Source organism: Algoriphagus marinus (assembly GCF_001936475.1).
Lineage (GTDB): Bacteria > Bacteroidota > Bacteroidia > Cytophagales > Cyclobacteriaceae > Algoriphagus > Algoriphagus marinus.
Map to the genome: position 1 here is coordinate 207073 of NZ_MSPQ01000002.1, position 23765 is coordinate 230837.

19 protein-coding genes and 1 tRNA gene are annotated in these 23765 nt (G+C 38.6%); 1 reads left to right on the top strand and 19 read right to left on the bottom strand.

Annotated elements, in window-relative coordinates; genetic code table 11:
* Position 1: 1 nt before the first annotated feature.
* The 17 genes from BVC88_RS05340 to BVC88_RS05420 all read right to left on the bottom strand — a co-directional run bounded on the left by BVC88_RS05340 (position 2) and on the right by BVC88_RS05420 (position 20385).
* On the bottom strand, positions 2-3706 hold the full coding sequence (locus BVC88_RS05340) for an ATP-binding protein (RefSeq protein WP_075349622.1): 3705 nt from the start codon (positions 3704-3706) through the stop codon (positions 2-4).
* 55 nt (positions 3707-3761) lie between these two features.
* Positions 3762-4025, bottom strand: coding sequence for a hypothetical protein (locus BVC88_RS05345; RefSeq protein ID WP_075349623.1), 264 nt, complete (start codon positions 4023-4025; stop codon positions 3762-3764).
* 123 nt (positions 4026-4148) lie between these two features.
* The gene (locus BVC88_RS05350) at positions 4149-4703 is read right to left on the bottom strand and encodes a DUF420 domain-containing protein (RefSeq protein WP_075349624.1); all 555 of its coding nucleotides are present in this window, start codon (positions 4701-4703) and stop codon (positions 4149-4151) included.
* Positions 4690-5358, bottom strand: a complete 669-nt coding sequence (locus BVC88_RS05355; RefSeq protein WP_075349625.1) for an SCO family protein — start codon at positions 5356-5358, stop codon at positions 4690-4692. The genes BVC88_RS05350 and BVC88_RS05355 overlap by 14 nt, the downstream gene beginning before the upstream one ends.
* 71 nt (positions 5359-5429) lie before the next feature.
* Positions 5430-5759 carry a cytochrome C oxidase subunit IV family protein gene (locus tag BVC88_RS05360; protein ID WP_075349626.1) on the bottom strand — a complete coding sequence of 110 codons (330 nt, stop codon included), beginning with the start codon at positions 5757-5759 and terminating at the stop codon, positions 5430-5432.
* 19 nt (positions 5760-5778) lie between these two features.
* Entirely contained in the window at positions 5779-6555 is a 777-nt protein-coding gene (locus BVC88_RS05365) for a cytochrome c oxidase subunit 3 (RefSeq protein ID WP_075349627.1), read from the bottom strand.
* 28 nt (positions 6556-6583) lie between these two features.
* On the bottom strand, positions 6584-7165 hold the full coding sequence (locus BVC88_RS05370; RefSeq protein ID WP_075349894.1) for a cytochrome c oxidase subunit 3: 582 nt from the start codon (positions 7163-7165) through the stop codon (positions 6584-6586).
* Between the two features lie 2 nt (positions 7166-7167).
* Positions 7168-8070 (bottom strand): heme o synthase, encoded by a 903-nt coding sequence (gene cyoE / locus BVC88_RS05375; RefSeq protein WP_075349628.1) that lies wholly within the window; start codon positions 8068-8070, stop codon positions 7168-7170.
* A 2-nt stretch (positions 8071-8072) separates the two neighbouring features.
* The gene (locus BVC88_RS05380; RefSeq protein WP_075349629.1) at positions 8073-9149 is read right to left on the bottom strand and encodes a COX15/CtaA family protein; all 1077 of its coding nucleotides are present in this window, start codon (positions 9147-9149) and stop codon (positions 8073-8075) included.
* The gene (locus BVC88_RS05385) at positions 9133-11019 is read right to left on the bottom strand and encodes a cytochrome c oxidase subunit I (RefSeq protein ID WP_075349630.1); all 1887 of its coding nucleotides are present in this window, start codon (positions 11017-11019) and stop codon (positions 9133-9135) included. The genes BVC88_RS05380 and BVC88_RS05385 overlap by 17 nt, the downstream gene beginning before the upstream one ends.
* A gap of 19 nt (positions 11020-11038) precedes the next feature.
* Positions 11039-12067, bottom strand: a complete 1029-nt coding sequence (locus BVC88_RS05390; RefSeq protein WP_075349631.1) for a cytochrome c oxidase subunit II — start codon at positions 12065-12067, stop codon at positions 11039-11041.
* 22 nt (positions 12068-12089) lie between these two features.
* On the bottom strand, positions 12090-13382 hold the full coding sequence (locus BVC88_RS05395; protein WP_075349632.1) for a quinol:cytochrome C oxidoreductase: 1293 nt from the start codon (positions 13380-13382) through the stop codon (positions 12090-12092).
* Positions 13383-13384: 2 nt separating this feature from the next.
* Positions 13385-14077 (bottom strand): c-type cytochrome, encoded by a 693-nt coding sequence (locus tag BVC88_RS05400; protein WP_083639013.1) that lies wholly within the window; start codon positions 14075-14077, stop codon positions 13385-13387.
* A gap of 13 nt (positions 14078-14090) precedes the next feature.
* The gene (locus tag BVC88_RS05405) at positions 14091-14621 is read right to left on the bottom strand and encodes a DUF3341 domain-containing protein (RefSeq protein WP_075349633.1); all 531 of its coding nucleotides are present in this window, start codon (positions 14619-14621) and stop codon (positions 14091-14093) included.
* A 2-nt stretch (positions 14622-14623) separates the two neighbouring features.
* Positions 14624-15988 (bottom strand): NrfD/PsrC family molybdoenzyme membrane anchor subunit, encoded by a 1365-nt coding sequence (gene nrfD / locus BVC88_RS05410; RefSeq protein WP_075349634.1) that lies wholly within the window; start codon positions 15986-15988, stop codon positions 14624-14626.
* Positions 15989-16005: 17 nt separating this feature from the next.
* A complete protein-coding gene (locus tag BVC88_RS05415) occupies positions 16006-19089 on the bottom strand; it encodes a TAT-variant-translocated molybdopterin oxidoreductase (RefSeq protein WP_075349635.1) in 3084 nt (1027 codons plus the stop codon).
* A 36-nt stretch (positions 19090-19125) separates the two neighbouring features.
* On the bottom strand, positions 19126-20385 hold the full coding sequence (locus BVC88_RS05420; RefSeq protein WP_075349636.1) for a c-type cytochrome: 1260 nt from the start codon (positions 20383-20385) through the stop codon (positions 19126-19128).
* A gap of 364 nt (positions 20386-20749) precedes the next feature.
* On the opposite strand from BVC88_RS05420, the gene BVC88_RS05425 reads away from it, so the two are divergent.
* Positions 20750-20820 (top strand) — tRNA-Cys (locus BVC88_RS05425).
* Between the two features lie 83 nt (positions 20821-20903).
* Here BVC88_RS05425 and BVC88_RS05430 read toward each other — a convergent pair.
* Positions 20904-21500 carry an outer membrane beta-barrel protein gene (locus tag BVC88_RS05430; protein ID WP_075349637.1) on the bottom strand — a complete coding sequence of 199 codons (597 nt, stop codon included), beginning with the start codon at positions 21498-21500 and terminating at the stop codon, positions 20904-20906.
* Between the two features lie 279 nt (positions 21501-21779).
* Positions 21780-23555 carry a 30S ribosomal protein S1 gene (rpsA, locus tag BVC88_RS05435; RefSeq protein ID WP_075349638.1) on the bottom strand — a complete coding sequence of 592 codons (1776 nt, stop codon included), beginning with the start codon at positions 23553-23555 and terminating at the stop codon, positions 21780-21782.
* Positions 23556-23765: the final 210 nt, after the last annotated feature.

Below are 23765 nucleotides of genomic sequence, written 5' to 3' on the forward strand. Positions count from 1 at the left end.
GTTATCTGATTAAGGGAAAGGTGAGGTAAAATGTCGTTCCTTTGTCAATCTCTGTATCGAACCAGATTTTCCCTCCTGCTGTTTCGACGCCACTTTTCGCAATAGCCAATCCCAAACCTGATCCAGTTGATTTTGTGGAGAAGTTTGGAATGAAGATTTTATCTTTCAATTCTGGAGATATCCCTTTTCCATTGTCGGTGATTTCAAGAAAAACAGCCTCATCAGTCAACCAAAGCCAAATTCGAATTTCAGCTCTCTTCCCATCCGGCACCGCCTGAATTCCATTGATAATCAAATTGGAAATCACCCTTCCAAAGAGCTTATCATCCCCCAAAATAGGAATATCCTCAGTGTAGGAATCATCCTGAAAAATCAGATCTACCTCCTGATTATTTTTAAAAAGTTCAAGAACTTTCATCAAAACAGATTTGAAGTTCATAAATTCATTTTTCGGCAAAGGCATTTTAGCAAAAGTAGAAAAGGAGGATGCAATCCCACTCAAGGCATCTACCTGATGAATAAGTGTCTCCAGCGACTTTTTTAATTTGCTAGGATCATCCAACCTTCCGTCATTCTCCAGACGAAGCAAATGCTGAAGCGTTAACTTCATAGGAGTCAGCGGATTTTTGATTTCATGAGCTACTTGCTTTGCCATTTCTCGCCAAGCGGACTCTTTCTCGGTAGACGCAAGGATCTTTTTACTCGATTCCAACTTAAAGAGCATGTTATTGTATTCATTGACAAGCAATCCAATTTCATCTTTTGAACCCCAATACATGGGTTCGTTATTTTCAAGATTGGTGGTCTTGAGTTTTTGCGTTAACAATTTAAAAGGGAATGTCAGATTAGTAGAAACGAAGTAGGAAACCACTAAAAACAAGATGAAAATGATTACAAAAGCATTGAAAATATTACTCAAAACATCTGCAATTAAGGAGTTTAATTCTGCCTCAGACTCGAAGAATGGCACTGCCAAGATCCCAAGATTCGCATTGCTACCGGAAGAAGGAATCGCGAGGTAAACAGATTTGAATCGAAGTTTACCGATCTGCTCATTTGCCAAAAATTGGTTTTGCCCATTTTCCTGAATTTCAGCTAAAGCCCGAGGATTGATTAATGGGGAAAGAATTTTCTTATCGAAAATATTTGGCCGGTTAGTAGTTTCCAAATATCCCTGATTATCATAAAGATGAATGTCACTTGCAGTAGTATTTGCCAAGCTATTGACTTCTTCAGTAAGTAGATCATTGGCTACATTTCCAGGTTCTTGGTTATTCAAGAAACTCCCGAGATTTCCTCTAATTAGAGTTGCTTTTTGAATGTATTGCCTATCCAAATCATCCCGGTAGCTATTTGCAAGTAGTCCTATAGTGATTATACTGATAATGATAATCGGGAAAAAGAAAGCGAAATTCAGATATAATTGGAGCTTGGTAGAGTAGTTGAATTCAAATTTTCTATAGCCTTTAAATAATGTATTGATCAGAATTGTGAAAAAAGTCGAGAATACAAAGACTACGAAGAAGAGGGAGATATTTCCGAAAAAATGAGAAATCGTATTATTTGGAGAAGAAATGACGATTACCTCCTCCCCATTGTTGATCCCAAAGTGATGATACCCCAGGCTGTGGATCCCCTCTGTGAAAAAAGAATTACGATCAACCAAACTTGGGATGTCTAATTGGAGAAAATTAAATGAACCAGAACTCCGGATCAATTGATTTTCTTTGAAAATACCATAGTCGTACCGAACTGGATCAAGTTTGTCACTGTATTTTTTATCCAACAATAATTTAGGATAAACACTACTCGGTTGAATCCGTAATTGATTCAACTCCAAAAAAATCGTCCCAAGTTGACTAGTCTCTTTTGAAACCGGAATGAAGGACACAAATCGGTTTCCCGCAATATTTTCATTCCCTCGCAGGAAATAAAGGCCTTTGACACTGGTTGCATAGTCGCTCTTAATGTAATCCAATCTGAGATTTTCCAATGATTCGCCATCTGGAGGGCCAAGTAGCTGCTGACCACCGGAAGAAAAGATGCGAATTCGGACTTCAAACTGATCAAAATAATTATCCAAATAGATTCTTCTGATTTTAGTTTCTATTGGCTCTTTAGAAAAGAGGGGGTCTGAAATCCTATTCTGGATAAATAAATCTGCCTTGATACGATTAAATATTTCTCCCAAAAAGAACTCTGTCATCACATCATTCTCTATTAAGTTTTGTGTGGCAAACCGAGATTTAGACTGAATCAACTGATATTTTTCTGTCTGAAAAGTGCTAATGCCCACAATACTCGCCGAAATCAAACATGCGAAGAAAAAAGTCAGAAATGTATCTAGGCCAAGACGAAAAACATTTTTAAAAAGCTCTAATCGGATAATTAAAAACAGAAAAGTCAAATGAATACCCCAAACCAAAACAGACCAGTTGGAAAAGAAGGATAAGGCAATTCCTACCGGAATTCCTATCGCTATAATAATGAGATAGAGCTGCTTCTTATTTGTACTGATTTTGAGAAGCAAACTGAAAAGTGTCAAAGAAAGCAGAACATAAACTGCTCCCCAAAGAAAAAGAATAATAAAACTCAAACCCTTAAACAAATCGAAAGAAGGAATAGAACTTATATTCAAAGCCCATTGAGAATTGAGCATCAAATCTCTAGGAAGAAACCAAAGTAAATAGAGACTGGTACTGCTGACAAATAGAATGATAAGAAGGAATATTTTAACCTCTATGGGTTCTTTAAAAACCTTGATTTTCTCATGCATCTGCTTCGATGCCAGTTGATAAATAATCAATCCAAAAATAAATACTCCACAAAGCGTATTGAGGAGAAGGTCTCCAAGGCTAGGATTAAGCCAAGAAGAAGCATAATTACTCGGATTGAAAAGGGAAATATTGAGAAAACTACCTGGAAAATCAACCAATAGCATAATCAATCTAAAGGCTGACAACACCAAAATGGCATATCCTATCGCTTGCCATTTTCTTCCTTTTCTCCATTTTTTGAGAACAAAATCAGTAGACAATAAAAAGTAAAGCAAGAATATTGAAGTGAAGAAAATCAAAATTGCCGCATTAATGATACGCCCAGCAGGTATATAACCAAGTAAAAAATTCACTCCGAAAAGTGGTATGCCAGCTGGATTAACTACCAATTGACCGGTTGCTTCTTCAGGAGCAAAAATTTCAATTCTGCTATTTCCGAAAAGGCTAGGATTAGCTCCAGTGATGAGATAATCATTCTCAATGTTTCCAGGCCAAATAAGGCGAAGTGCATGGACTATCACATAATCAACCTCATTTCTTCTGATAGGTCGGATTTTAAGGAGCATAGTCCCATAAGGATCATTGAGAAGCTGATAATCTTTATTCAGATCAACATTTGAAAAATCGAGGGTTAGGGAGAAATCAGACCAGTAGGATAAATCTCCAGTTTTATTGAGGATAAAAAAGGGATGCCGATGATCTGGAATTGAAAGCTTACCAAAGCTAAGGCTGTCTTCATTTCGGAACTCCATCAGAACCTGAATAAAATCTTCATCAAATTCACGGTCCACCGCTTGGATTCTATCTTGAAGGTCTTGGAGATAGGTCTCCTCATCACTTTTTTGGAAAAAAAAGAAATTCAAGACAAGGACTGCAAGAAGCAAGAAAGCACTGATCAAAATGATCAGTCTACGGGATTCATGGCTCATTTGGATGTAAAATAAAAAAAGCAAAGTCCCTGATCAAACTTTGCTCTTTTTTGATTTAGCGTAGTGCTAATTTGGCTTTTTTCTTTTTTGCTGCTCTATACCAAAAGAAACCAATTACTGCTGCCATAAGGTATGGCATAATGAATAAATAAAGGATTCCATTGTTCAAGCCGGCTCCAATACTGGTATCGCCATTACTCACGTTATTTTCTACCGAGGCACGGCACATGGCACACTGTGCAAAAGAATTAGTCTGAACAAACAGAAATGCAAAGACTAAAAACGAATAGTAGAATATTTTTTTTAGGATACTTTTCATGCGCTTATAATTTTTTTTCTAAAGGCCATCCCATAATTGGTCGGGAGAAATCTCGAAAGAAATTAATCATATCAGATTATGAATTTTAATTAAGCTCGATTTCAATTGACTATAATTTTTAGATCAATGTGTGTAGTACGGGGATATCATCAGATAGACGATCACTCCAGTAACAGTCACATACAACCAAATCGGAAATGCAAATTTAACGACTTTTCGGTGCTTTTCCCGCTGATCTGTATATCCATAATAATAGGCAAACAGGATCGGAAACAAAGCGACTGCTGCTAAAATAATATGGGTAATCAGAAGAAAATAATAAATGGGTCTAATTACTCCTTCTCCACCAAATGTAGTACTCTCCGCCGTAGCATGGTAGATCACATAGGAAACAAGAAAAATCGCTCCTAACACAAATGCAGTGGTCATTGCAGCTCTATGATAAGCAATATTGTTTTTCTTGATGAAAATAACTCCTGCAACAAGTGCTACAGAAGCAGCAGAATTAATAATCGCATTAAGATGGGGTAGAAAATACACCAAGTCAGTTCCAAGCTCAAGCTTGGAGGGCATAAATAATAAAATCGCAACTACAATAGGAATCAAGATTGAAATCCCAACAATCCATCCCTTTACTTTTTGCTCATCTTGGAGCAAGCCTAGCCTATTCGTTTCCATATAATAATATTTTCGCTTCTAACATTAATAAATCAACATCTTCACGATTTGTTCCAGAATAATAACCTCTAATTCTCCCAAGCTCATCCACTAGGACAAATTTATCACTGTGTGCAAAATCATCAGGAACACCGAATCCATCCAACGTTGGGAGAATAAATCCACATTTTGCTAATTGATAAGTTTCTGCCTTGTCCCCACTCAGGAAATCCCACTTTCCAGCTTGGGCTTTATGTTTGTCCGCATACTCTTTCAAGATCTCCGGTGTATCAAATTCTGGATCAATACTGATAGAAAGTATTTGAACGTTCGGTTCATCACGAAACATGTCATTGACTCTTTCCATTTCACTTGACATTACAGGACAAATTGAAGGACAGGAAGTGAAGAAGAAATCGACAATTGTAATCTTTCCTTCCATTTGAGCCTTTCCTACAGGATTGCCCATTTGATTTACAAAAGTAAAATCAGGGATGTAGTGTTGTGTAGTATCGCCAATGGGGCATTCCAGAAATGGGTTTTCCACACCTTTTTCGAAGAATACCGGTATATCATAGGTATTATTTCCAAATCCTTTCAAAAACATGAAAATCAATACCGGGACAAGTAAAATGCATATAAGCACCATTGCTTGAAGTACTCTTAATCCTCTCATAGTATTTCTTTAACAAAAAAGAAGGTTGAAGTGTCACACCTCAACCTTCTTTTTTTTAAATATTTAATGAATTACCAGCGTAACATGAAAATATCTGATCCTTCTTTCATCAAAGCGATAACCAACCACACCAGGAAAATCAAAGGTACGATGATCGAATAAAATAAAGGCTTAGCCTCTTCGCCGAGGTGCATGAACTCCATCATGATATATTTAGCCTTCCAGACGGTCAAAGCCATGAAAAGGAAATAAAGCAAGATACCTCTATCCATTGTAAAGGCCATAATGAATTCTACAACGGTAATAGCGAGTAGGATACCTGCTGTTTTCCAGATTTTTTTAATCTTTTCATTATCCCTAGGGATAACGTTAAGCGTTGATTTATTTTCTTGAATTTGCATAGCTCAGTAATTTTTAATCCTAGATAAGATAAAATAAGGTAAATACGAATACCCAAACCAAATCGACAAAGTGCCAATAAAGTCCAATCTTTTCAACCATTTCGTAATGCCCTCTTCTATCATAAACTCCGACAGCGGCCTGATAGAAGCAAAGAAAAAGTAAGAAAACACCAATTGTCACGTGGAAACCATGGAATCCTGTAATAAAGAAGAATAGGTTAGCAAAAGAAGCGGGTCCGTATTCATTTACAGTTAAGTTGGCACCATAGATTGTCTCAGTTACAACTTGATTGAGGTTGTTCACATAGGTCATTACAGTACCAGTGTCAGTTCCGTGGATAAAGTGATTCCACTCCCAAGCTTGACAGCTCAAGAATGTGATTCCGCCTAGAAGCGTCCAAAGCATCCATTTCACCACATCATCTCTGTCATTTCTGTGACCAGCTTCTACAGCAAGTACCATAGTAACAGAACTAGAGATCAAGATAAAGGTCATAATACCTACGAAAATCAATGGAGCATGAAGTCCATGCACGAAAGGCAAAGCTTCAAAAACCAATTCTGGCACTGGCCAATATTCATTTGAACCTGCGAAAGATTCAAGAGAACCTTCATACGCCGGATAACTTACTCGAATAGAGATATAAGTAATCAGGAAAGCAGCAAAGGTGAAGATATCTGATAGCAAGAAAAACCACATCATGAGTTTTCCATAGCTGGCTTTGAAAGGTTCGTTACCACCTCCCCAAATGCCTCTTTTCGAGCTTACTTCAATAGCAGTAGAATGCGCGGACATAGAATATTAATTTGTACTGGGTTTTAATTTAATGATTCAAAAGCAAAAACATAAACAAATACAACCATAATCCTCCAAGAAAATGCCAATAGGTGGTTGCCATTTCCATAGTATTCATGGATTGAGAATGAACTTTGTATTTGAATGTCGAAATTAATACAATAATGAGAAATATCACACCACTAATAAGGTGTGCAGCATGTAATCCTGTAAAAACATAAAGAAATGATCCCGCAGGATTCCCTACAAAAAACACTTCTCTATCTACCAAAGCTACCCAGCTGTACCATTGCCCCACTAAAAAAGCAGAACCAAAAATTACAGCTCCTGCAAGCCCTAACCTAAGATTTGAAATATTATCTTTTTTCGCAGAGGCGTATGCAAATTGAAGGAAAACACTGCTAATAATCACTAAAGCAGAAGTATAATAGAATATCTGCGGAAGATCATATTCCAACCAATTACCTTCTGCTTGTCTAACGATATATGCACTAGTCAAAGCCGCAAATATCATAACCACTGTCACCATAAAAAGCCATAATGCAAACTTCTTTGGATGCATGGAAATCGGCTGCTCCACCAAATCAACGTACTTCAATTCCTTTTCCATCATTATGGTAATTTATCTAATAAGTAAGCAATTTGTACGATAGGCAAATAGAGGAATGATCCAAACATGATCTTAAGAGCAGATTTTCTTGAACAATCCCGCATTAAAGAAAAAGTTTGTGCTAGAAACAGTACACCACATACAGTAGCTACTATTCCAGAATTCAAACCGGTAAGTCCAAAATAACTTGGAAGCAAACCTAATGGTAACAAAAAGAGTGTGTAGATCATGATTTGAACAGCTGTATTCAAATCTTTACCACCACCGCTTGGGAGAAGTTTAAAACCTGCTGCTTTATAATCCTCATCCGAAACCCAAGCAATAGCCCAGAAATGAGGAAACTGCCAGATAAACTGAATCCCAAAAATTATTAAGGCTTCATAAGAAATAGAACCTGTAGCTGCTGTCCAACCCAGTAAAGGAGGCATTGCACCTGGAATCGCACCCACAAATACTGCTATTGGCCCTACTCTTTTTAGAGGAGTATAGACAAATACGTATAAAACCATGCTTAGTATTCCCAAGCCTGTGGTAAGAGGATTGGTAAAAATCCAGAGTAGACCTATCCCTACAAATGCAACCATGCTAGTGAACCAGTAGGCTTCTTGAAGAGAAATGATATTTAAAGGAAGGGGACGATTTTGCGTTCGCTTCATAAGCTTATCAAGATCTCTTTCCATGATCTCATTTGCAGCACCTGAAGCGCCACTAATTAAAAATCCTCCAAGAGCAAGTCCAAGAAATCCGGACCAGCCAAAAGAAACCCCTCGATCCCCTAAGATATAGCCGAATACTGCTGAGAAAGTTACCAAAGCTGATAATCTGAATTTCAATAATTCAGAATAAGCTTTGACTCTTCCAAGGATAAAACTATTCGAATGGTCAGCTACTTCAACTGTCCTCATATTCAATTTATATTTAATCGAAATTGTCTATGTTCTCTAAGTTGAAGAATCAGAATCAACTGAACTCCTACAATAAGAGAACCAATAAGTAAATGGATTGGCTGTAGAAAAGCTGGAATACCAAAATATGCCATTCCCATTCCTGTAGCTATTTCCAATATGATTAACCCAATTAATACTTGAGACCACAAATTAACTTGAGATTTCCTGAGCGTGTATTTAAAAGCCCAGAAGAAATACAAAAGATAAATTACAAGAAGCAACAAAGAAAACGATCGATGAACAAGGAAATTAATTCCCACTAAACCAACCCATTCATCTCTAAGCATATTCCCCATAGATTCTGATATAATATCGATTTGCTCCCTTACCTGTGTACCTAAGACAACCTGTATGAACATCAGAATGATACCAATTATGAGAATCCATTCTACTTTGGAAGGAACATCCATATTAACTCCTTTACGGTTCCTTAATTTGGAGGACCTATGATTCACAATAATCAATAATCCTACAAGAACTAAGGCTAGTATCATATGGAGCGTAATGATCCACTGAAGCAAATTTGTGGATACTACTATGGAACCAATCCATCCAATAAACAAGACCAAAATCAATGATGAAATCGATAGAATTGGAATAGTTTTGTCAATTTTCCAAATAGGTAATGATTTCCAAACTGTTAAGATTATCAGTAAACCAATTACAACACCTATCAATCGATTCAGGTATTCAATCCAAGTTTTAACAGGATTAAACTCTTCTTCAATCAGAATAGACTTATCATTTGAGATTTTCTCTGCAGCATCATTTAATCCAAGTTTTTCAAGAGTTGCTATAAACCTTTCGTTTTTAGCTAACCTTTTTTCAAGGTAAATATCCTGATAATTAGAAGGGAGCTGATCCACATTTGTAGGTGGTACCAAGCTCCCAAAACATTTTGGCCAATCAGGACAACCCATTCCAGAACCTGTACTCCTAACGATCCCCCCAACCAGTATCAGAAAATAAACAGCTATCACCGTGATTGTACTTACACGGCGAAAGCTGTTTAGAGAATTTTTAGTGTTTAGATTCATTGGCTACTAAAACCTCCTCATCTTCCTTCATAATCTCCAGTTCAAGTTTCACCAACTCCTGCTCATGAGGTAGGTTGGATTCAGGAGTAGCAGACAAAGGAACGGTTTGAGGAATAAAATCCTCCTCAGCACCAGGCTTAGAATAATCATAAGGCCATCTGTATACCGTAGGGATCTCACCAGGCCAGTTACCATGCCCTGGATACAAAGGAGTAGTCCACTCAAGCGTGTTTGATCTCCAAGGATTCAATGTTGCTTTTCTACCTCTATACATGCTGTAGAAGAAGTTGAAAATAAAGATAAACTGAGCAGCGAAAGTGATGATTGCAGCAACTGATACGAACATATTCAAATCAGTGTACATATTTGCAAATTCGAAGTTTGTCCAGCTATAATATCTTCTTGGGAAACCTGCAATACCGATGTAGTGCATAGGGAAGAATACCAAGTATACTCCGACAAAGGTCAACCAGAAGTGAACATACCCGAGTCTTGCATCCATCATTCTTCCAAACATTTTAGGGAACCAGTGGTAAACACCAGCCATCAAACCGAAGAAAGAGGCGGAACCCATTACCAAGTGGAAGTGAGCTACAACGAAATATGTATCATGCAATTGAATATCAATTGCTGAGTTTCCAAGGAAAATACCAGTAAGTCCTCCTGAAATAAAGAAAGAAACCAAACCAATAGAGAAAAGCATTCCAGGAGTGAAGATCAAATTACCTCTCCAAAGCGTAGTCAAATAATTGAACACTTTCACCGCAGAAGGAACCGCAATAATCAATGTAAGGAACATAAAAATTGATCCTAGGAATGGATTCATACCTGACACAAACATGTGGTGAGCCCACACAATAAATGAAAGTATTGTAATTCCAAGCATTGAAATAATCATTGCTTTGTAGCCAAAGATTGGTTTCCTAGAATTGGTTGCGATAACTTCAGAAGTAATACCTAAAGCTGGAAGCAATACAATATATACTTCAGGGTGACCTAAGAACCAAAATAAGTGTTGGTAAAGGACTGGACTACCGCCTGTATTAGGGAGAGCCTCTCCACCAATATAGATATCAGATAAGTAGAAGGATGTACCAAAGCTTCTATCAAAAACAAGCAATAATGCAGCTGCAAACAAAACTGGGAAAGAGAGCAAACCGATAACAGCCGTCAAGAAGAAAGCCCAAATGGTAAGCGGAAGTCTTGAAAAAGACATTCCTTTTGTTCTAAGATTAATTACTGTAGTGATGTAGTTAATTCCTCCCAGTAATGAAGATGCAATAAAGAAAGTCATTGCAACTAACCAAAGAGTCATACCTAAGCCTGAACCCGGTATAGCCTGCTCCAATGCAGATAAAGGTGGATATACAACCCATCCCCCACCGGCAGGACCAGTTTTAATGAACAAGGAAATAAACATTATCACACCAGACAAAAAGAAGAACCAGTATGAAAGCATGTTCATGAAACCAGATGCCATATCACGAGCTCCAATTTGTAATGGAATCAAGTAATTGGAAAATGTACCACTTAATCCAGCAGTCAAAACAAAGAATACCATGATGGTACCATGCATCGTAACCAATGCCAGATAAAAGGTAGGATCCAAAGCTCCTGTATCATCAATCCAACCTCCCAAGATCGGTCTTAGGAAAGACATATCCATTTCCGGAAAGCCAAGTTGTAGACGGAATAGAATGGAAAGGAAACCACCTATGATCGCCCAGAACATACCAGTGATTAGAAATTGCTTTCCAATCATTTTGTGATCTTGGGTGAAGATGTATTTCGTTACAAAATTATCATGATGCTCATGATCGTGATGATCGTGTGCTGCGGTGTCATGATTTGCTACAGATGCTGAAGCCATAATCTTTATAATTTTGTGTTTATTTCTTTAATTGAATCTCTGCAAGTTCTTTTGTTTCAGCTGGAAGACCCTCTGCTAAAGAAGGATTCATCTGGATAAAAGATTTTTGTTCTGCTAACCACTTCTGATAGGCCTCTGGCTCTACCACCTCAATCACCTTCTTCATCGAGAAGTGCCCACGCCCACAAATTTCTGTACAGGCAATTTCATATTCAAATTCAGGATCTCCTAATTCCTCTCTCATTTCAGCAGTAGTCTTGGTAGGAACAAACCAGAATCTAGTTGGCATTCCCGGAACTGCATCCATTTTCAATCTCATGTGAGGAGCAAAAACAGAGTGAAGAACATCTCTTGCTCTAATTTTAAAGAGAACTGGTTCTCCTTTAGGAATAACTACTTTCGGAGAAGGAAAATCATCAATTGAATTTTTATCAGTGAAGTCAACTCCATGTGAATTAGAGGCTGTGATCAATCTGTAATCATAATCTCCAAGTACATTATCGGTTCCAGGATATCTCACTTCCCATGCAAACTGATAACCCATAATCTCAACAACATGAGCTTCTTCAGGAGCCGGAGCAGTAATGTCAGACCAGGCCATCCATCCAGAAATAACCAAACCTGCCAAAACAATACCTGGGACTATTGTCCAAATTATCTCCAGCTTATTATTATCAGGATAGAATGAGGCTTTTCTTTTCTCGCTGTATTGATATTTATAAGGGAAAATAAAAAGCAATACGTGAGTAATTAGAAAAACAACACCAGTAACTGCCATGGTTATCCAAAACAATTGATCAGTGACCATTCCATGCTCGGAAGCGATAGGAAGCTGATAATTGTCAAACTCTTTAATTGAATACCAGAACATTAGAATTCCAGATCCAACTAAAAACAACACGAATAATATCGCATTTACTTTATTACTTCCAGAGGCTACTTTTTTATCTGAGCCTTTTACTACTGAAACCAACGTTTGGATTCTATAAACCATCCAGATAATGGAAAGTAATAATAGAACACCTACTCCAATCAGAAATCCGTACATACCTTAATTTTTTAGGCTGTTATTAAATATGATGATGATAACTCTCTTCAAGCATTGGGTGATTTTTCGGGATCAAATTCCCTTTGGCTAGACCTCCTAACACCACCAACGCCACTGCCGAACCATAAACTAGGAACATTCCAATTTCCATGAAACCAACTCCTCCATTATGTCCAAGAGTACCTGGCTGTACCATTAAAAAGAAGTCTACCCAGTGACCTGCAATGATCAAAGTACAAACTAACTTTAAGAATACTCCATGTCTCTTTGCATCTCTAGTCATTAAAACTAGGAAGGGTAACACAAAGTTCATCCCTATATTTACGAAAATGAACGGTCCATACACGTCACTTGACAGTCTCTCAATAAAATAAACTGATTCTTCAGGTATATTGGCATAATAGATCAATAAGAACTGAGAAAACCATAAATAGGTCCAGAAAATTGTAAATCCGAATACAAACTTACCTAGGTCATGAATATGATTTTCATTAACCATTTCTAAATAACCCTGACCTTTAAGAAAGATTGTCAACAAAGTCATTGCAGATAAACCAGCAACAAACCAAGATGAAAACACATACCATCCGAAAAGCGTAGAGAACCAGTGTGTATCAATAGACATTACCCAATCCCATGCGGAAATCGATGAAGATACTGCAAAGAAGATGATGAAGTAAGCAGATGTACTTCTGATTTTATACCAAGAAGTACTACCTCCTAGGCTATCCTCAGCATAAGAAAGCTTCTTTAACTTATTAAAGAAAAAGACCCAAAAACCAAAGAATAAAACCATTCTTGCTATATAGAAAACAGGGAATGTTCCTTTTGCCATCGGCCAATAGAAGAAAGCACCCTTTCCATCAATGATTTTATCATATTCAGGAGAAGCTTTATCAAACAAATAGCTATGAGTCCAGTGGAATAAATCATGATTTGCTAAAAAGAATGTAGCAATCATAAGTACTGCAGCATATGGCAACCAGTTTCCAAATGAAAGCATTACTCTTACGATAGGAGCTGACCAACCAGCCTGAGCTGCATATTGAATGGCAAAGAAAAATACACCAACAATAGCAATACCTGTGAAATAGACATTGTTTATCCAAAGGTTAGCATAAAGTCTCTCGTACCAATGGAAAGCATGAGCACCTGCTTCGGCTCCCTCTTCATGATGACCGCCAAAAATTGCCATGACAATACCTATGCCTAGCAAAATAGCGCCAATGACCAAAACTGTCATGATCGACTTCTTAGTCGATGCTTTGAACTCAAACTTTTGATCCAGATTATAGTGTTGTGCGTCGTGAGCCATAATTAATTTGCTGGAGTTTCTTCAGTTGATACTTCGGCCTCAGCTACAACAGGAGTTTGTGCACCTTGACCACCTTGAATTTTTTGTTTCACATAGTGAACTATCTTCCATCGATCCTCTGGTAGGATTTGAGAACCGTGAGCGCCCATTCTTCCTTTACCTTTTGTAATCACATGGTAAATATGCCCTTCAGGAAGTCCGATGTAAGCTCCACCAGTTAGATTGGCAACACCGCCAATTTTTTCTCCTGCTTTACCATCACCTTGACCACCTTTTCCATGGCATGTAGAACAGTAATTTAAGAACAATTGCTCCCCATCTTTCAAAACATCATCAGTTAGCTCAACTGGATTCCTTACGGTCTCCCCGGCAACATCCACTTCAAATGCCTTTAATCGATAAGGCAAATATCCGTTCTTATTTCTAGGAACAGTATTAGCCACAGGCTCTCGCATGTTCATATTATTGGGATTATGAATATTACTATTGTAATATTCACCTTTACCATCCTCACGAGTCGATAGCCAAGAACCTTGAGATTCGTCAGTAATTTGAGTCAATGGCTCATATGCTACCGAATGATACATTTGAGGTGCATATTCTAGACCTTGGTCTTCTCCGCCAGCTTTACAACCAAACAGGATAATACCTGAAAGCGCAAAACCAAGCAAATTGTATGTATTAGTAATCTTCATATTTCCAGATTTACTATTCAAAACTTTTTTTATTAACCTCTGATGCTCCAGAAGACTTAAGAATTTCCTCAATTTTAGCAAGATCCATCGCTGAATTATTAGCAATGTCTATGGCCATAATGTGTTTATCATCTGTGCTCCGCACATCAAAAATTCTTGGCTGAGCCCAAGGCTTCAGATTAGAACTAATCATGAATACACCAACCATACCGAAAGCTGCTAACAATACAGTCATTTCAAAGGTAACAGGAATGAAATCAGGGAAAGCAGCGTAGTCTTTACCACCGATGATCATAGGCCAATCAAACCGCATCATATAGAACTGCATGGTCAAAGCCAAACTAGTGCCTAGCATACCAAATAGAAATGCTGCAATCGGTAGTCGGCTTCTTTTATATCCTAGCACATGCTCTAGCCCGTGAACTGGATAAGGAGAATAAACCTCGTGAATTTTCACACCACTGGCTCTTACTTCCTCAACAGCATGGAGTAACACGTCCTCATCGTCAAATACTCCTAAAACAAAATTTGTATCTCTTTCCATGATTATTTAGACACTTTTTCAGATGAAGATTTTAAAACAGACTTTACCTCAGCCATATTGATCACAGGGAAGAATTTAGCAAACAAGAAGAAGAGAGTAAAGAACAATCCAAACGTAAATAAGTATACTCCGACATCTGCCCAGGTTGGGTAGAACATAGCCCAAGAGGATGGTAAGTAATCTCTGTGAAGTGAAGTCACGATAATTACAAATCGCTCAAACCACATACCGATGTTCACAACAATAGAAAGCGCAAACGTGGCAACAATTGAAGTTCTGATCTTTTTAATCCAAAAGAGCTGAGGAGAAATAACATTACATGTCATCATCGTCCAATAAGCCCAGAAATATGGTCCAGTCGCTCTATTGTAAAAAGCATAAAATTCAGGCTCAACTCCAGAGTACCATGCTATAAAGAACTCAGTGATGTAAGCTACACCTACAATTGAACCAGTTACAATAATTACAATATTCATCAATTCGATGTGACCAATTGTGATGTAATCCTCAAGTTTGAAGACTTTTCTTGTCACAATCATCAAAGTCAATACCATTGCAAATCCTGAGAAAATCGCTCCAGCAACAAAGTATGGAGGGAAAATCGTAGTGTGCCATCCTGGAATAACCGATGTTGCAAAGTCAAAGGATACGATCGTGTGTACTGAAAGTACAAGCGGAGTAGCCAAACCTGCAAGAATCAAAGATACAGATTCGTATCTCATCCAAGTTTTTGCAGCGCCATCCCAACCGAATGAAAGTGCTCCATAGATCGTTTTCCTCAAACCAGTAGCACGGTCACGAATGGTAGCAAAATCAGGTATTAATCCAATATACCAGAAAACTAGTGATACGGAGAAATAGGTTGAAATCGCAAAAACGTCCCATAAAAGCGGAGAGTTAAAGTTAACCCAAAGCGATCCAAAGGTATTTGGAAGTGGAAGTGCCCAATAAGCTCCTAACCATGGACGTCCCATGTGAATCACTGGGAACATTGCAGCACAGATAACCGCGAAAATAGTCATTGCCTCTGCAGCTCTGTTGATGGATGTTCTCCATTTCTGTCTGAAAAGCAATAAAACCGCTGAAATCAAAGTACCAGCGTGACCAATACCAACCCACCATACGAAGTTGGTGATATCCCAGGCCCAGCCTACAGTTTTATTTAAGCCCCACATTCCAATCCCTTCCCAGAGAGTGGCTATCAGAGCAATTGATCCTAGAGCCAAAACTCCGGCAGCGGTAAGAAAAGCAAGGAACCAAGCTAGTGATGGTTTGCCTTCTACTTGACGCGACACATCATGTGTCACATCATGGTAGGTTTTACCCCCGGTAACTAACGGCTCTCGTACGGATGAAGTAACCTGCATAGTTTATAAAATTAAGATTACGCTTCGTTTTTGTCTTTATTTCTGATTTTGGTAAAGTACCAAACGTTTGGACTAACGTTGATCTCTTCCAATACATGGTATGCTCTTTCTTCGCCAACTTCTTTCAAGGCAGAGGTGTTGTTATCCTCAATTTTCAAAAGTTTGGAGACTTGGCTATTTGGATCATTCATATCCCCAAAAACCAAAGCATCGGTTGGACAAGCTACAGCACATGCCACATTGATTTCGCCATCTTGTACTTTTCGCTTTTCGCGCTTGGCTGTCAATTTACCAGCTTGAATACGCTGCACACACATGGAGCATTTCTCCATCACACCTCTTACTCTAACAGTTACATCAGGATTCAATACCATTTTACCCATGTCATCGTTCTGAGCCACATTGACACCAGCGAAATCTTTGTTATCATGGTATTTGAACCAGTTGAATCGACGCACTTTATACGGACAGTTATTTGCACAATATCTTGTACCAATACATCTGTTGTAAGTCATTTGATTCAAACCCTCTGAGGAGTGTGTAGTAGCAGCAACTGGACATACAGTCTCACAAGGAGCGTTGTTACATTGCTGACACATCATTGGCTGGAAAGTCACTTCTGGATTATCAGCTGCAATTTCCATTGCTTTCAAGTCATCAGCTGGCGCATCGGAAGAATAATAGCGATCAATTCTGATCCATGCCATTTCTCTTCTATTTAATACTTCCTGCTTTCCAACTACCGCCACGTTGTTTTCAACTTGACATGCAACCGAACAAGCACTACAGCCGATACAAGAATTCATATCGATAGCAAGTCCCCAATGGTGCTGGCTATATTGATGACCTTTCCAAAGCGATATTTTAGATGGCTTTATGAATTCACCATCCTTGTAGATTTCCGGATGATATCTTCCTGCTCCTGCATTTTCTTTGTATTCTCCCAAAGTAGCTTCTTGGATGACGTTTTCACGACCCATGAAGGTTTGGTGAGTCTGCGTTCTTGCAATTTTATATTTGTCTTCTGTTACAGAAACTTCTACACCTGAAGTAATATCAAAATTTACAAAGCCTTTCGAAGCATCTAATAACTCGTAAGCATTTACACCTACTCCATTAGCAACTCTTCCAGCTTTTGTTCTTCCGTAACCTAGAGCCAAACCGAAAGTACCATCTGCTTGACCTGGTTGAATCATAATCGGAACGATTAATGACTTTCCATTTACAGTAATGGAAGCTTTACCAGTATTCTCCTCATACATAGTTACTCCATTTTCTGAAGCCCATTTTTGAGAAACAGTTAGATAGTTATCCCAAGTTGCTTTAGTAATTGGATCTGGCATCTCCTGTAGCCATGGGATGTTGGCATAAATACCATTTCCTATTCCTACTTTAGAATAAATAATCAATTCGACTCCCGCATTTGCTGCAGCATACGATTTTGCAACTACAGCGGCAGCGGCACTTGCATCAGAAATAGGTGTTGGAGCAGATGCTGGCGAATCAATTGCCAATACACCATTATATAAGGTAGTATCCCAAAACTCCTGGAAGCTATTACCAGTCTCTACTAATGTGAAAACTTCATTTTCCCATACAGACTGAAGGAAATCATAATAATTTGTAGCGGATCCAGCCCAAACAAGGAATGACTCTTGAGCCTGTCTTGTATCAAATAATGGAGATATCGTAGGCTGTGACAATGAGAAATGTCCACGCTTTGGTTCAAAATCATTCCAAGATTCCAAATAATGGTGATCAGGAGCTACCATCTGTACCAATGATGCTGTTTCATCCATTGTACCATTAGTAGCAATACTCAGTTTTGCTTTTGCAATCCCTTCAGCAACCTCTGCACCACGTGCAAAGTCGTATACTGGGTTACAATTGTAGAAGATAACTGCTCCAACTTGCCCACCTTTCAATTCATTGACAAACTGATTCATTCTAGAATCATCGCCTTTTCTGAAGTGAACAGGATTTGCAAAATCAACTGTAGTACCATTGGCACCAAGCATCTCATTAATTGCATTGACAACTACCTGAACATTTGGATCATTCGATCCTGAAACTACTAATGATGCGCCTTTACTAGCCCAAAGATCATTAGCTGCTTTGTCAAGATGAGCGATTTCCACAGCTGGGGCGGAAACTGCAGCTGCACCTGCTTTCTTAGCAATAGCATTATATAAGGCTAAAACCGCCAATCCGCTTTGAGAAGCTTTGATTGGAGTTCTGTAATCTGCGTTTGCTCCTGTCATAGACAGGTTAGATTCGAACTGATAATGTCTCGACATTTCAGGACGTTCTTTGCTAATCTTACGAGTTTTTGCGTATTGACCTGCAAATTCAATTGGGGAGATCCAAGTACCTAGGAAATCTGCTCCGAAAGAGACAATTGTCTTTGCTTTATCAAAAGAGTAAGAAGGGATAACAGCAGTTCCGTAGAAGGTCTCTGCCGCTGATTTGATTCCAAAGTTTGAAATCGGATCATATTGAATCAATTCTGCGCCTCCAAAAGATTCAGCAAAGAGCTGAAGAGCCTGAAGTGTCGAAGGGGATAGAATTGTATTTGATACGATCTTCACAGCCCCGGAAGAAGCTAATTTAGATTTTACTTGCGTATCGATGGTAGCCCAATCTGTTTTCTCACCATTAATATATGGTCCAGCTAGACGTTCTTTATCATAAAGAGATAAAATCGAACCCTCAACGATTGCATTTACTTTTCCTTTATTAATAGGAGAAAGAGTGTTTCCATCAATTTTGATTGGTCTACCCTCTCTTGTTTTCACTACAATTGAAGCATAATCTCCACCAGTTGCATAAGTCGATGCGTAGTAATTAGGAATAGATGGGTTGATATCAACCGGCTTATTCACATAAGGAATCGCTTTTCTTACCGGAGCCTCGCAAGCCGCAAGAGATGCTGCTGCTAAGCTGAATCCCATTACTTTCAAGAAGTCTCTTCTGGAAGAACCTCCATCCTCACTCAAACTCGACGGAAGCTCGACAAATTCCTTGTCGGCGTTCTTTACAAACTCTGGATCGTTATTGAGCTGCTCAAGACCTTTCCAGTATGTTTTTTTAGTTTCCTTCATTATAATCTAGAATGAATTTTCAAATAGAATGATGAATTAATAGTGGCACTTAGCACACTCCAAACCTCCGATATCTTTCACTTTCAAAGCATCTTTGGAGTCAGAATGAAGTTGAACCAACTTATCGTAATAGGCATTTCCAGCCGTAGCAATCTCAGTTTGTCTGTGACAATCAATACACCATCCCATGGTCAACGAACTGTGCTGGCCAACGACCTCCATTTCCTGGATAGGTCCGTGACAAGTTTGACATTCAATGCCTCCTACTTTCACGTGCTGGGAGTGGTTGAAATAAGCTAGATCAGGTAAATTGTGCACTCTAACCCATTCTATTGGCTTATTATTATCAACTGCATCATAAATCTTTTGGATCTCTGGAGATATACCATCTTTACCCTCCACATTTTGAATATGTGTATGACAGTTCATACAAATGTTAGCAGATGGAATATTTGCTGATTTCCCAATCTCGACTCCTGTATGACAGTATTGACAAGCAATCTCTAAAGTACCTGCATGCAGTGCGTGAGAATAAGCAATTGGCTGAGTTGGCGCATATCCTTGCTGCACACCAACAGAGTAAAGTCCATCAATCGCTGTTTTGGCAACCATCGCTACTACTAAAGCAGTCACAATGACGATAAACCCATCACTACGAAGGATTTTTCCAAACTCAAATTTTTGGGATACAAATTCTTTGTCTGTTTCATCAAGTTCTTGCTTATTCAAATACTTGGTGAGAACTGAGATAATCAATCCTAGTACAATCAGGATTAAAAGAAGTACCAAAACCAAGACCACAACGATCCCAGTCAAATACTCATTTGGAATCCCTCCACCAGTAGCCACAGCTCCGTCAGTTCCTGCCGCAGCAACTGCCGCCGCTGGATCTACCACATCACCATATTCTATGTAGGCGAGAAGATTGTTTAAATCATCGTCAGACAAAAACTCATGAGACGGCATAGCCAAATTATTGTATTCCTTGTAGAGTGCCGCATAATAAGCATCTCCTGAAGCAATGACAGCACCGGAATTTTTGATGAATTTTTTGACAAGCTCAACTGATTGTCGGTCTGTAGCACCTCTCAAGGCAGGACCAGTGTACTTTTGATCCAGCTTATGACATTGCTTACAGTTGGCATTAAACACAGTCTTACCTGCTGCTACTGCTTCGTCACTATTTGCCACTGATGGATCCGCTGCAAAAGCTTGCGTCCCGATCAAGAGGAAAAATAGCACTGCCAGTGTGTGGAAATTCAATCGAACCCCTACTAACGAGCGTTTGGATAACATATTTTAGCTAATTAAATAGTTTAAATGGTTTTCTATAACCCTTGCAAAGGTACTACCCGAAGCCAATTTTTCAAACAAGGTTTCGTTTGTTGTGACAGTTTGTAACCTGTCTCAATTGAATTTATATAAAATTGATTTCCAGCATATTAGGGTGTCAAAAAGGAGATATTTTTAATTTAGAATGATTATAAATAATGCTTATTTTGCTTCAAATACGTACACTGCTGAAAATCAACCTTAAAGAGTTTTCTCAAACCCACTTTGTTAGATTGAGCAGTTTCGAAATTTATTAGGAACTTAAAATATCTCATTGCTTTTTTGGAGGAATAGAGATATTACCTACATTTGCATTCCAATTCAGATTGGTCGAGTGGCCGAGTGGCTAGGCAGAGGTCTGCAAAACCTTGTACAGCGGTTCGAATCCGCTCTCGACCTCAACAAAAAAGCATCCCGAATTCGGGATGCTTTTATTTTTCTAGAGGTTTGAATAAAGCGGGAATCGATCGTTAGGAATTATGCTAGAAGCTATATCTTACTCCCGCTTGAACCCCGATTTCCTGAAGGACATGTTTGAATTTTGAAGAATTATCAAAAGGAATCATACCATGCCTTTTGTAATTCGGGAAAATGGAAAAAGTGAACTTTTCAGCTTGCCATCTTGCTCCTAAACCAATTAAGTACCCAATGCCGCTTTGATCAGAATAAGTTTCCTCATTTGAGAGTTCTAAATCAATGATTGGTCCTGCTGCTGCATAAAAGTACTTCCCTAGCGTATATTCTGCATAGATGGGAAAAGACAACATTTTAAAATCAGAAATTTGGCCTGAATTAAATTCCTCTCCACAGCTTGAACAAAAAGGAGGCTGATATTTGACTTCACTAAAGGAATACCCAACTCCGGCAGTAAACCTTAACTTTTGACTGATTCTTTTAGAAAGTAAAAAACCAAACTCAGTTAGATTATTCATTTCAACGCCCCCCACTCCTACTAAATCCGCTTTTCTCGCCAACTGAGTACTGGAAACCCCCAAATAACCTTTCACTTCGAGAGTTGATTGGGCAAAAATGCCAAAATGGACTCCGAAAAGACAAACTAAAACAATGATTTTTTTCATAGTCAATTAATGAAAAGGTGAAAGGATCTTTGATGTGTAATAATTTTAAGAATTATATACGGAGTTTCTCTTCCTTAATTTGAACGAAAAAGATATTGATAAAATTATTGATTTAAAAATTATTAGTCACATTCCTCTTTCCAAAGAATTCGCTTCAAGCTGAAAAAAATCAGCACTACTTATTCAAGAAAACTTAGCACAAAAAAACACCGACTGATTATTCAGCCGGCGTTTTCAATATTAAGTAAGTCTTGATTCTAAAGTCTAGAATCTAACTTCTTACTTTTTTCCTTCCATTTTCTCTTTCAATTCTGCAAGAGCGTCCAAGTCACCTAGAGTAGACTTCTCAGCTGGTGCTGAAGAAGAAGAACCTGAATCAGAAGAATCTTCCTTCTTCTTAGAAGCAGCCTTCTTAGCAGGCTTCGCATCTTCTTTGAACATTGCTGTGTGAGAAAGAACGATTCGCTTGTCATCTTTAGAGAACTCAGTCACTTTGAAGTCTAATGACTCACCAACTTCTACCTGAGAACCGTCTTCTTTCTCCAGATTTTTGATAGTCGCAAATCCTTCAAGACCATAAGGAAGCTCAAGAACGGCACCTTTGTCATTCTTAGAATTGACAGTACACTTATGAACAGATCCTACTGGGAACACAGATTCGAAAGTATCCCAAGGATTTTCTTCCAACTGCTTATGTCCAAGAGCAAGTCTTCTGTTATCTACGTCAAGTTCAAGAACAGCTACTTCTAGCTCATCTCCTACTTTCACAAACTCAGATGGATGCTTGATTTTCTTAGTCCAAGACAAGTCAGAAACGTGAACTAGACCATCGATTCCCTCTTCCAACTCAAGGAAAAGACCGAAGTTTGTCAAGTTTCTTACTACACCTTTATGCTTAGTACCTACCGCATATTTCGTGTTCATATCCTGCTTAGTCCAAGGATCTTCAGTCAATTGCTTGATTCCAAGAGACATTTTTCTGTCATCTTTGTCCAAAGTCAATACTACTGCTTCTACCTCGTCACCAACTTTTACAAAATCAGCAGGGTTTCTCAAATGCTGAGACCAGCTCATTTCTGATACGTGGATCAAACCTTCTACACCAGGAGCCAACTCAAGGAATGCACCGTAGTCAGCTACGTTTACAATCTTACCTTTCACCCTGCTACCTACTTCTAGGCTTGCTGCCAAAGAATCCCAAGGATGAGCAGAAAGCTGCTTCATACCCAAAGAAATTCTTCTCTTATCGTCATCAAAGTCAAGTACCACAATCTGAACTTTCTGATCAAGCTGCAATACTTCTTCCGGATGATTGATACGTCCCCAAGAGATATCTGTAATGTGAAGAAGACCATCTACACCACCTAGATCGATGAATACACCGAAGTTGGTCATGTTCTTGATCACACCTTCCAATACCTGACCTTTCTCTAGGTTGTTTAGGATTTCTGCTTTTTGCTTCTCTAGATCCTTCTCGATCAAGATCTTATGAGAAACAACTACGTTATCATTTGCGTGGTTGATTTTCACCACTTTCACTTCCATTTTCTTACCTACATAGATATCGAAATCACGGATAGGCTTCACGTCGATCTGAGAACCTGGCAAGAATGCTTCAACACCGTAGATATCCACGATCAAACCACCCTTAGTTCTTCTCTTCACCAAACCTTCGATCACGTTATCGTTCTCAAGAGCATCTTCGATGTCCTGCCATGCACGTACGATCTTTGCCTTCTTACGGGAAAGGATCAACTGACCCAATGAGTTTTCCTGCTCTTCGATAAATACTTCTACAGTATCACCTGGCTTGATAGACTCTAGATCTCTAAATTCACTCAACGGAACCAATCCATCAGATTTGAATCCAATGTTGATGATCACGTCCTTGTCATTAACACCTACAACGGTACCTTTGATGACTTCCTTTTCAGTGATTTCGCTTAGCGTGCCTTCGTACATTGCTGCCATCTGCTCGCGTTGCGCTTTGGAATATCCCTCGCCAAAACCTTTGGTTTCGAAATCTTCCCAGTTAAATTCTGCTTTGTTAGACATATAATTTTAACCCTGCATAGCCAACAGTCTCAGGGTCATCGGACTGTTGTTTTTTAGTTGTAAATCAATGCATTAGAAAATCTAACACACCCCTTTCACTCGAACGGATTGCAAAGGTAGGGATTTTCTGTAATTTCATATAGTCCATCTGCGAAAAATCACTAGCAAGACTTCAAAATCAAAAGGTTGCAATTCTGAACTAACTGCTTT

What these genes read in the sequence shown, in the direction of transcription:
- BVC88_RS05340 (WP_075349622.1), bottom strand. Translation starts at nt 3,706, where the DNA reads ATGAGCCATGAATCCCGTAGACTGATCATTTTGATCAGTGCTTTCTTG.
- BVC88_RS05415 (WP_075349635.1), bottom strand. Translation starts at nt 19,089, where the DNA reads ATGAAGGAAACTAAAAAAACATACTGGAAAGGTCTTGAGCAGCTCAAT.
- BVC88_RS05370 (WP_075349894.1), bottom strand. Translation starts at nt 7,165, where the DNA reads ATGGAAAAGGAATTGAAGTACGTTGATTTGGTGGAGCAGCCGATTTCC.
- BVC88_RS05350 (WP_075349624.1), bottom strand. Translation starts at nt 4,703, where the DNA reads ATGGAAACGAATAGGCTAGGCTTGCTCCAAGATGAGCAAAAAGTAAAG.
- BVC88_RS05380 (WP_075349629.1), bottom strand. Translation starts at nt 9,149, where the DNA reads ATGAATCTAAACACTAAAAATTCTCTAAACAGCTTTCGCCGTGTAAGT.
- BVC88_RS05360 (WP_075349626.1), bottom strand. Translation starts at nt 5,759, where the DNA reads ATGCAAATTCAAGAAAATAAATCAACGCTTAACGTTATCCCTAGGGAT.
- BVC88_RS05420 (WP_075349636.1), bottom strand. Translation starts at nt 20,385, where the DNA reads ATGTTATCCAAACGCTCGTTAGTAGGGGTTCGATTGAATTTCCACACA.
- cyoE (WP_075349628.1), bottom strand. Translation starts at nt 8,070, where the DNA reads ATGAGGACAGTTGAAGTAGCTGACCATTCGAATAGTTTTATCCTTGGA.
- nrfD (WP_075349634.1), bottom strand. Translation starts at nt 15,988, where the DNA reads ATGCAGGTTACTTCATCCGTACGAGAGCCGTTAGTTACCGGGGGTAAA.
- BVC88_RS05365 (WP_075349627.1), bottom strand. Translation starts at nt 6,555, where the DNA reads ATGTCCGCGCATTCTACTGCTATTGAAGTAAGCTCGAAAAGAGGCATT.
- BVC88_RS05385 (WP_075349630.1), bottom strand. Translation starts at nt 11,019, where the DNA reads ATGGCTTCAGCATCTGTAGCAAATCATGACACCGCAGCACACGATCAT.
- BVC88_RS05355 (WP_075349625.1), bottom strand. Translation starts at nt 5,358, where the DNA reads ATGAGAGGATTAAGAGTACTTCAAGCAATGGTGCTTATATGCATTTTA.
- rpsA (WP_075349638.1), bottom strand. Translation starts at nt 23,555, where the DNA reads ATGTCTAACAAAGCAGAATTTAACTGGGAAGATTTCGAAACCAAAGGT.
- BVC88_RS05395 (WP_075349632.1), bottom strand. Translation starts at nt 13,382, where the DNA reads ATGGCTCACGACGCACAACACTATAATCTGGATCAAAAGTTTGAGTTC.
- BVC88_RS05430 (WP_075349637.1), bottom strand. Translation starts at nt 21,500, where the DNA reads ATGAAAAAAATCATTGTTTTAGTTTGTCTTTTCGGAGTCCATTTTGGC.
- BVC88_RS05400 (WP_083639013.1), bottom strand. Translation starts at nt 14,077, where the DNA reads ATGAAGATTACTAATACATACAATTTGCTTGGTTTTGCGCTTTCAGGT.
- BVC88_RS05405 (WP_075349633.1), bottom strand. Translation starts at nt 14,621, where the DNA reads ATGGAAAGAGATACAAATTTTGTTTTAGGAGTATTTGACGATGAGGAC.
- BVC88_RS05390 (WP_075349631.1), bottom strand. Translation starts at nt 12,067, where the DNA reads ATGTACGGATTTCTGATTGGAGTAGGTGTTCTATTATTACTTTCCATT.
- BVC88_RS05345 (WP_075349623.1), bottom strand. Translation starts at nt 4,025, where the DNA reads ATGAAAAGTATCCTAAAAAAAATATTCTACTATTCGTTTTTAGTCTTT.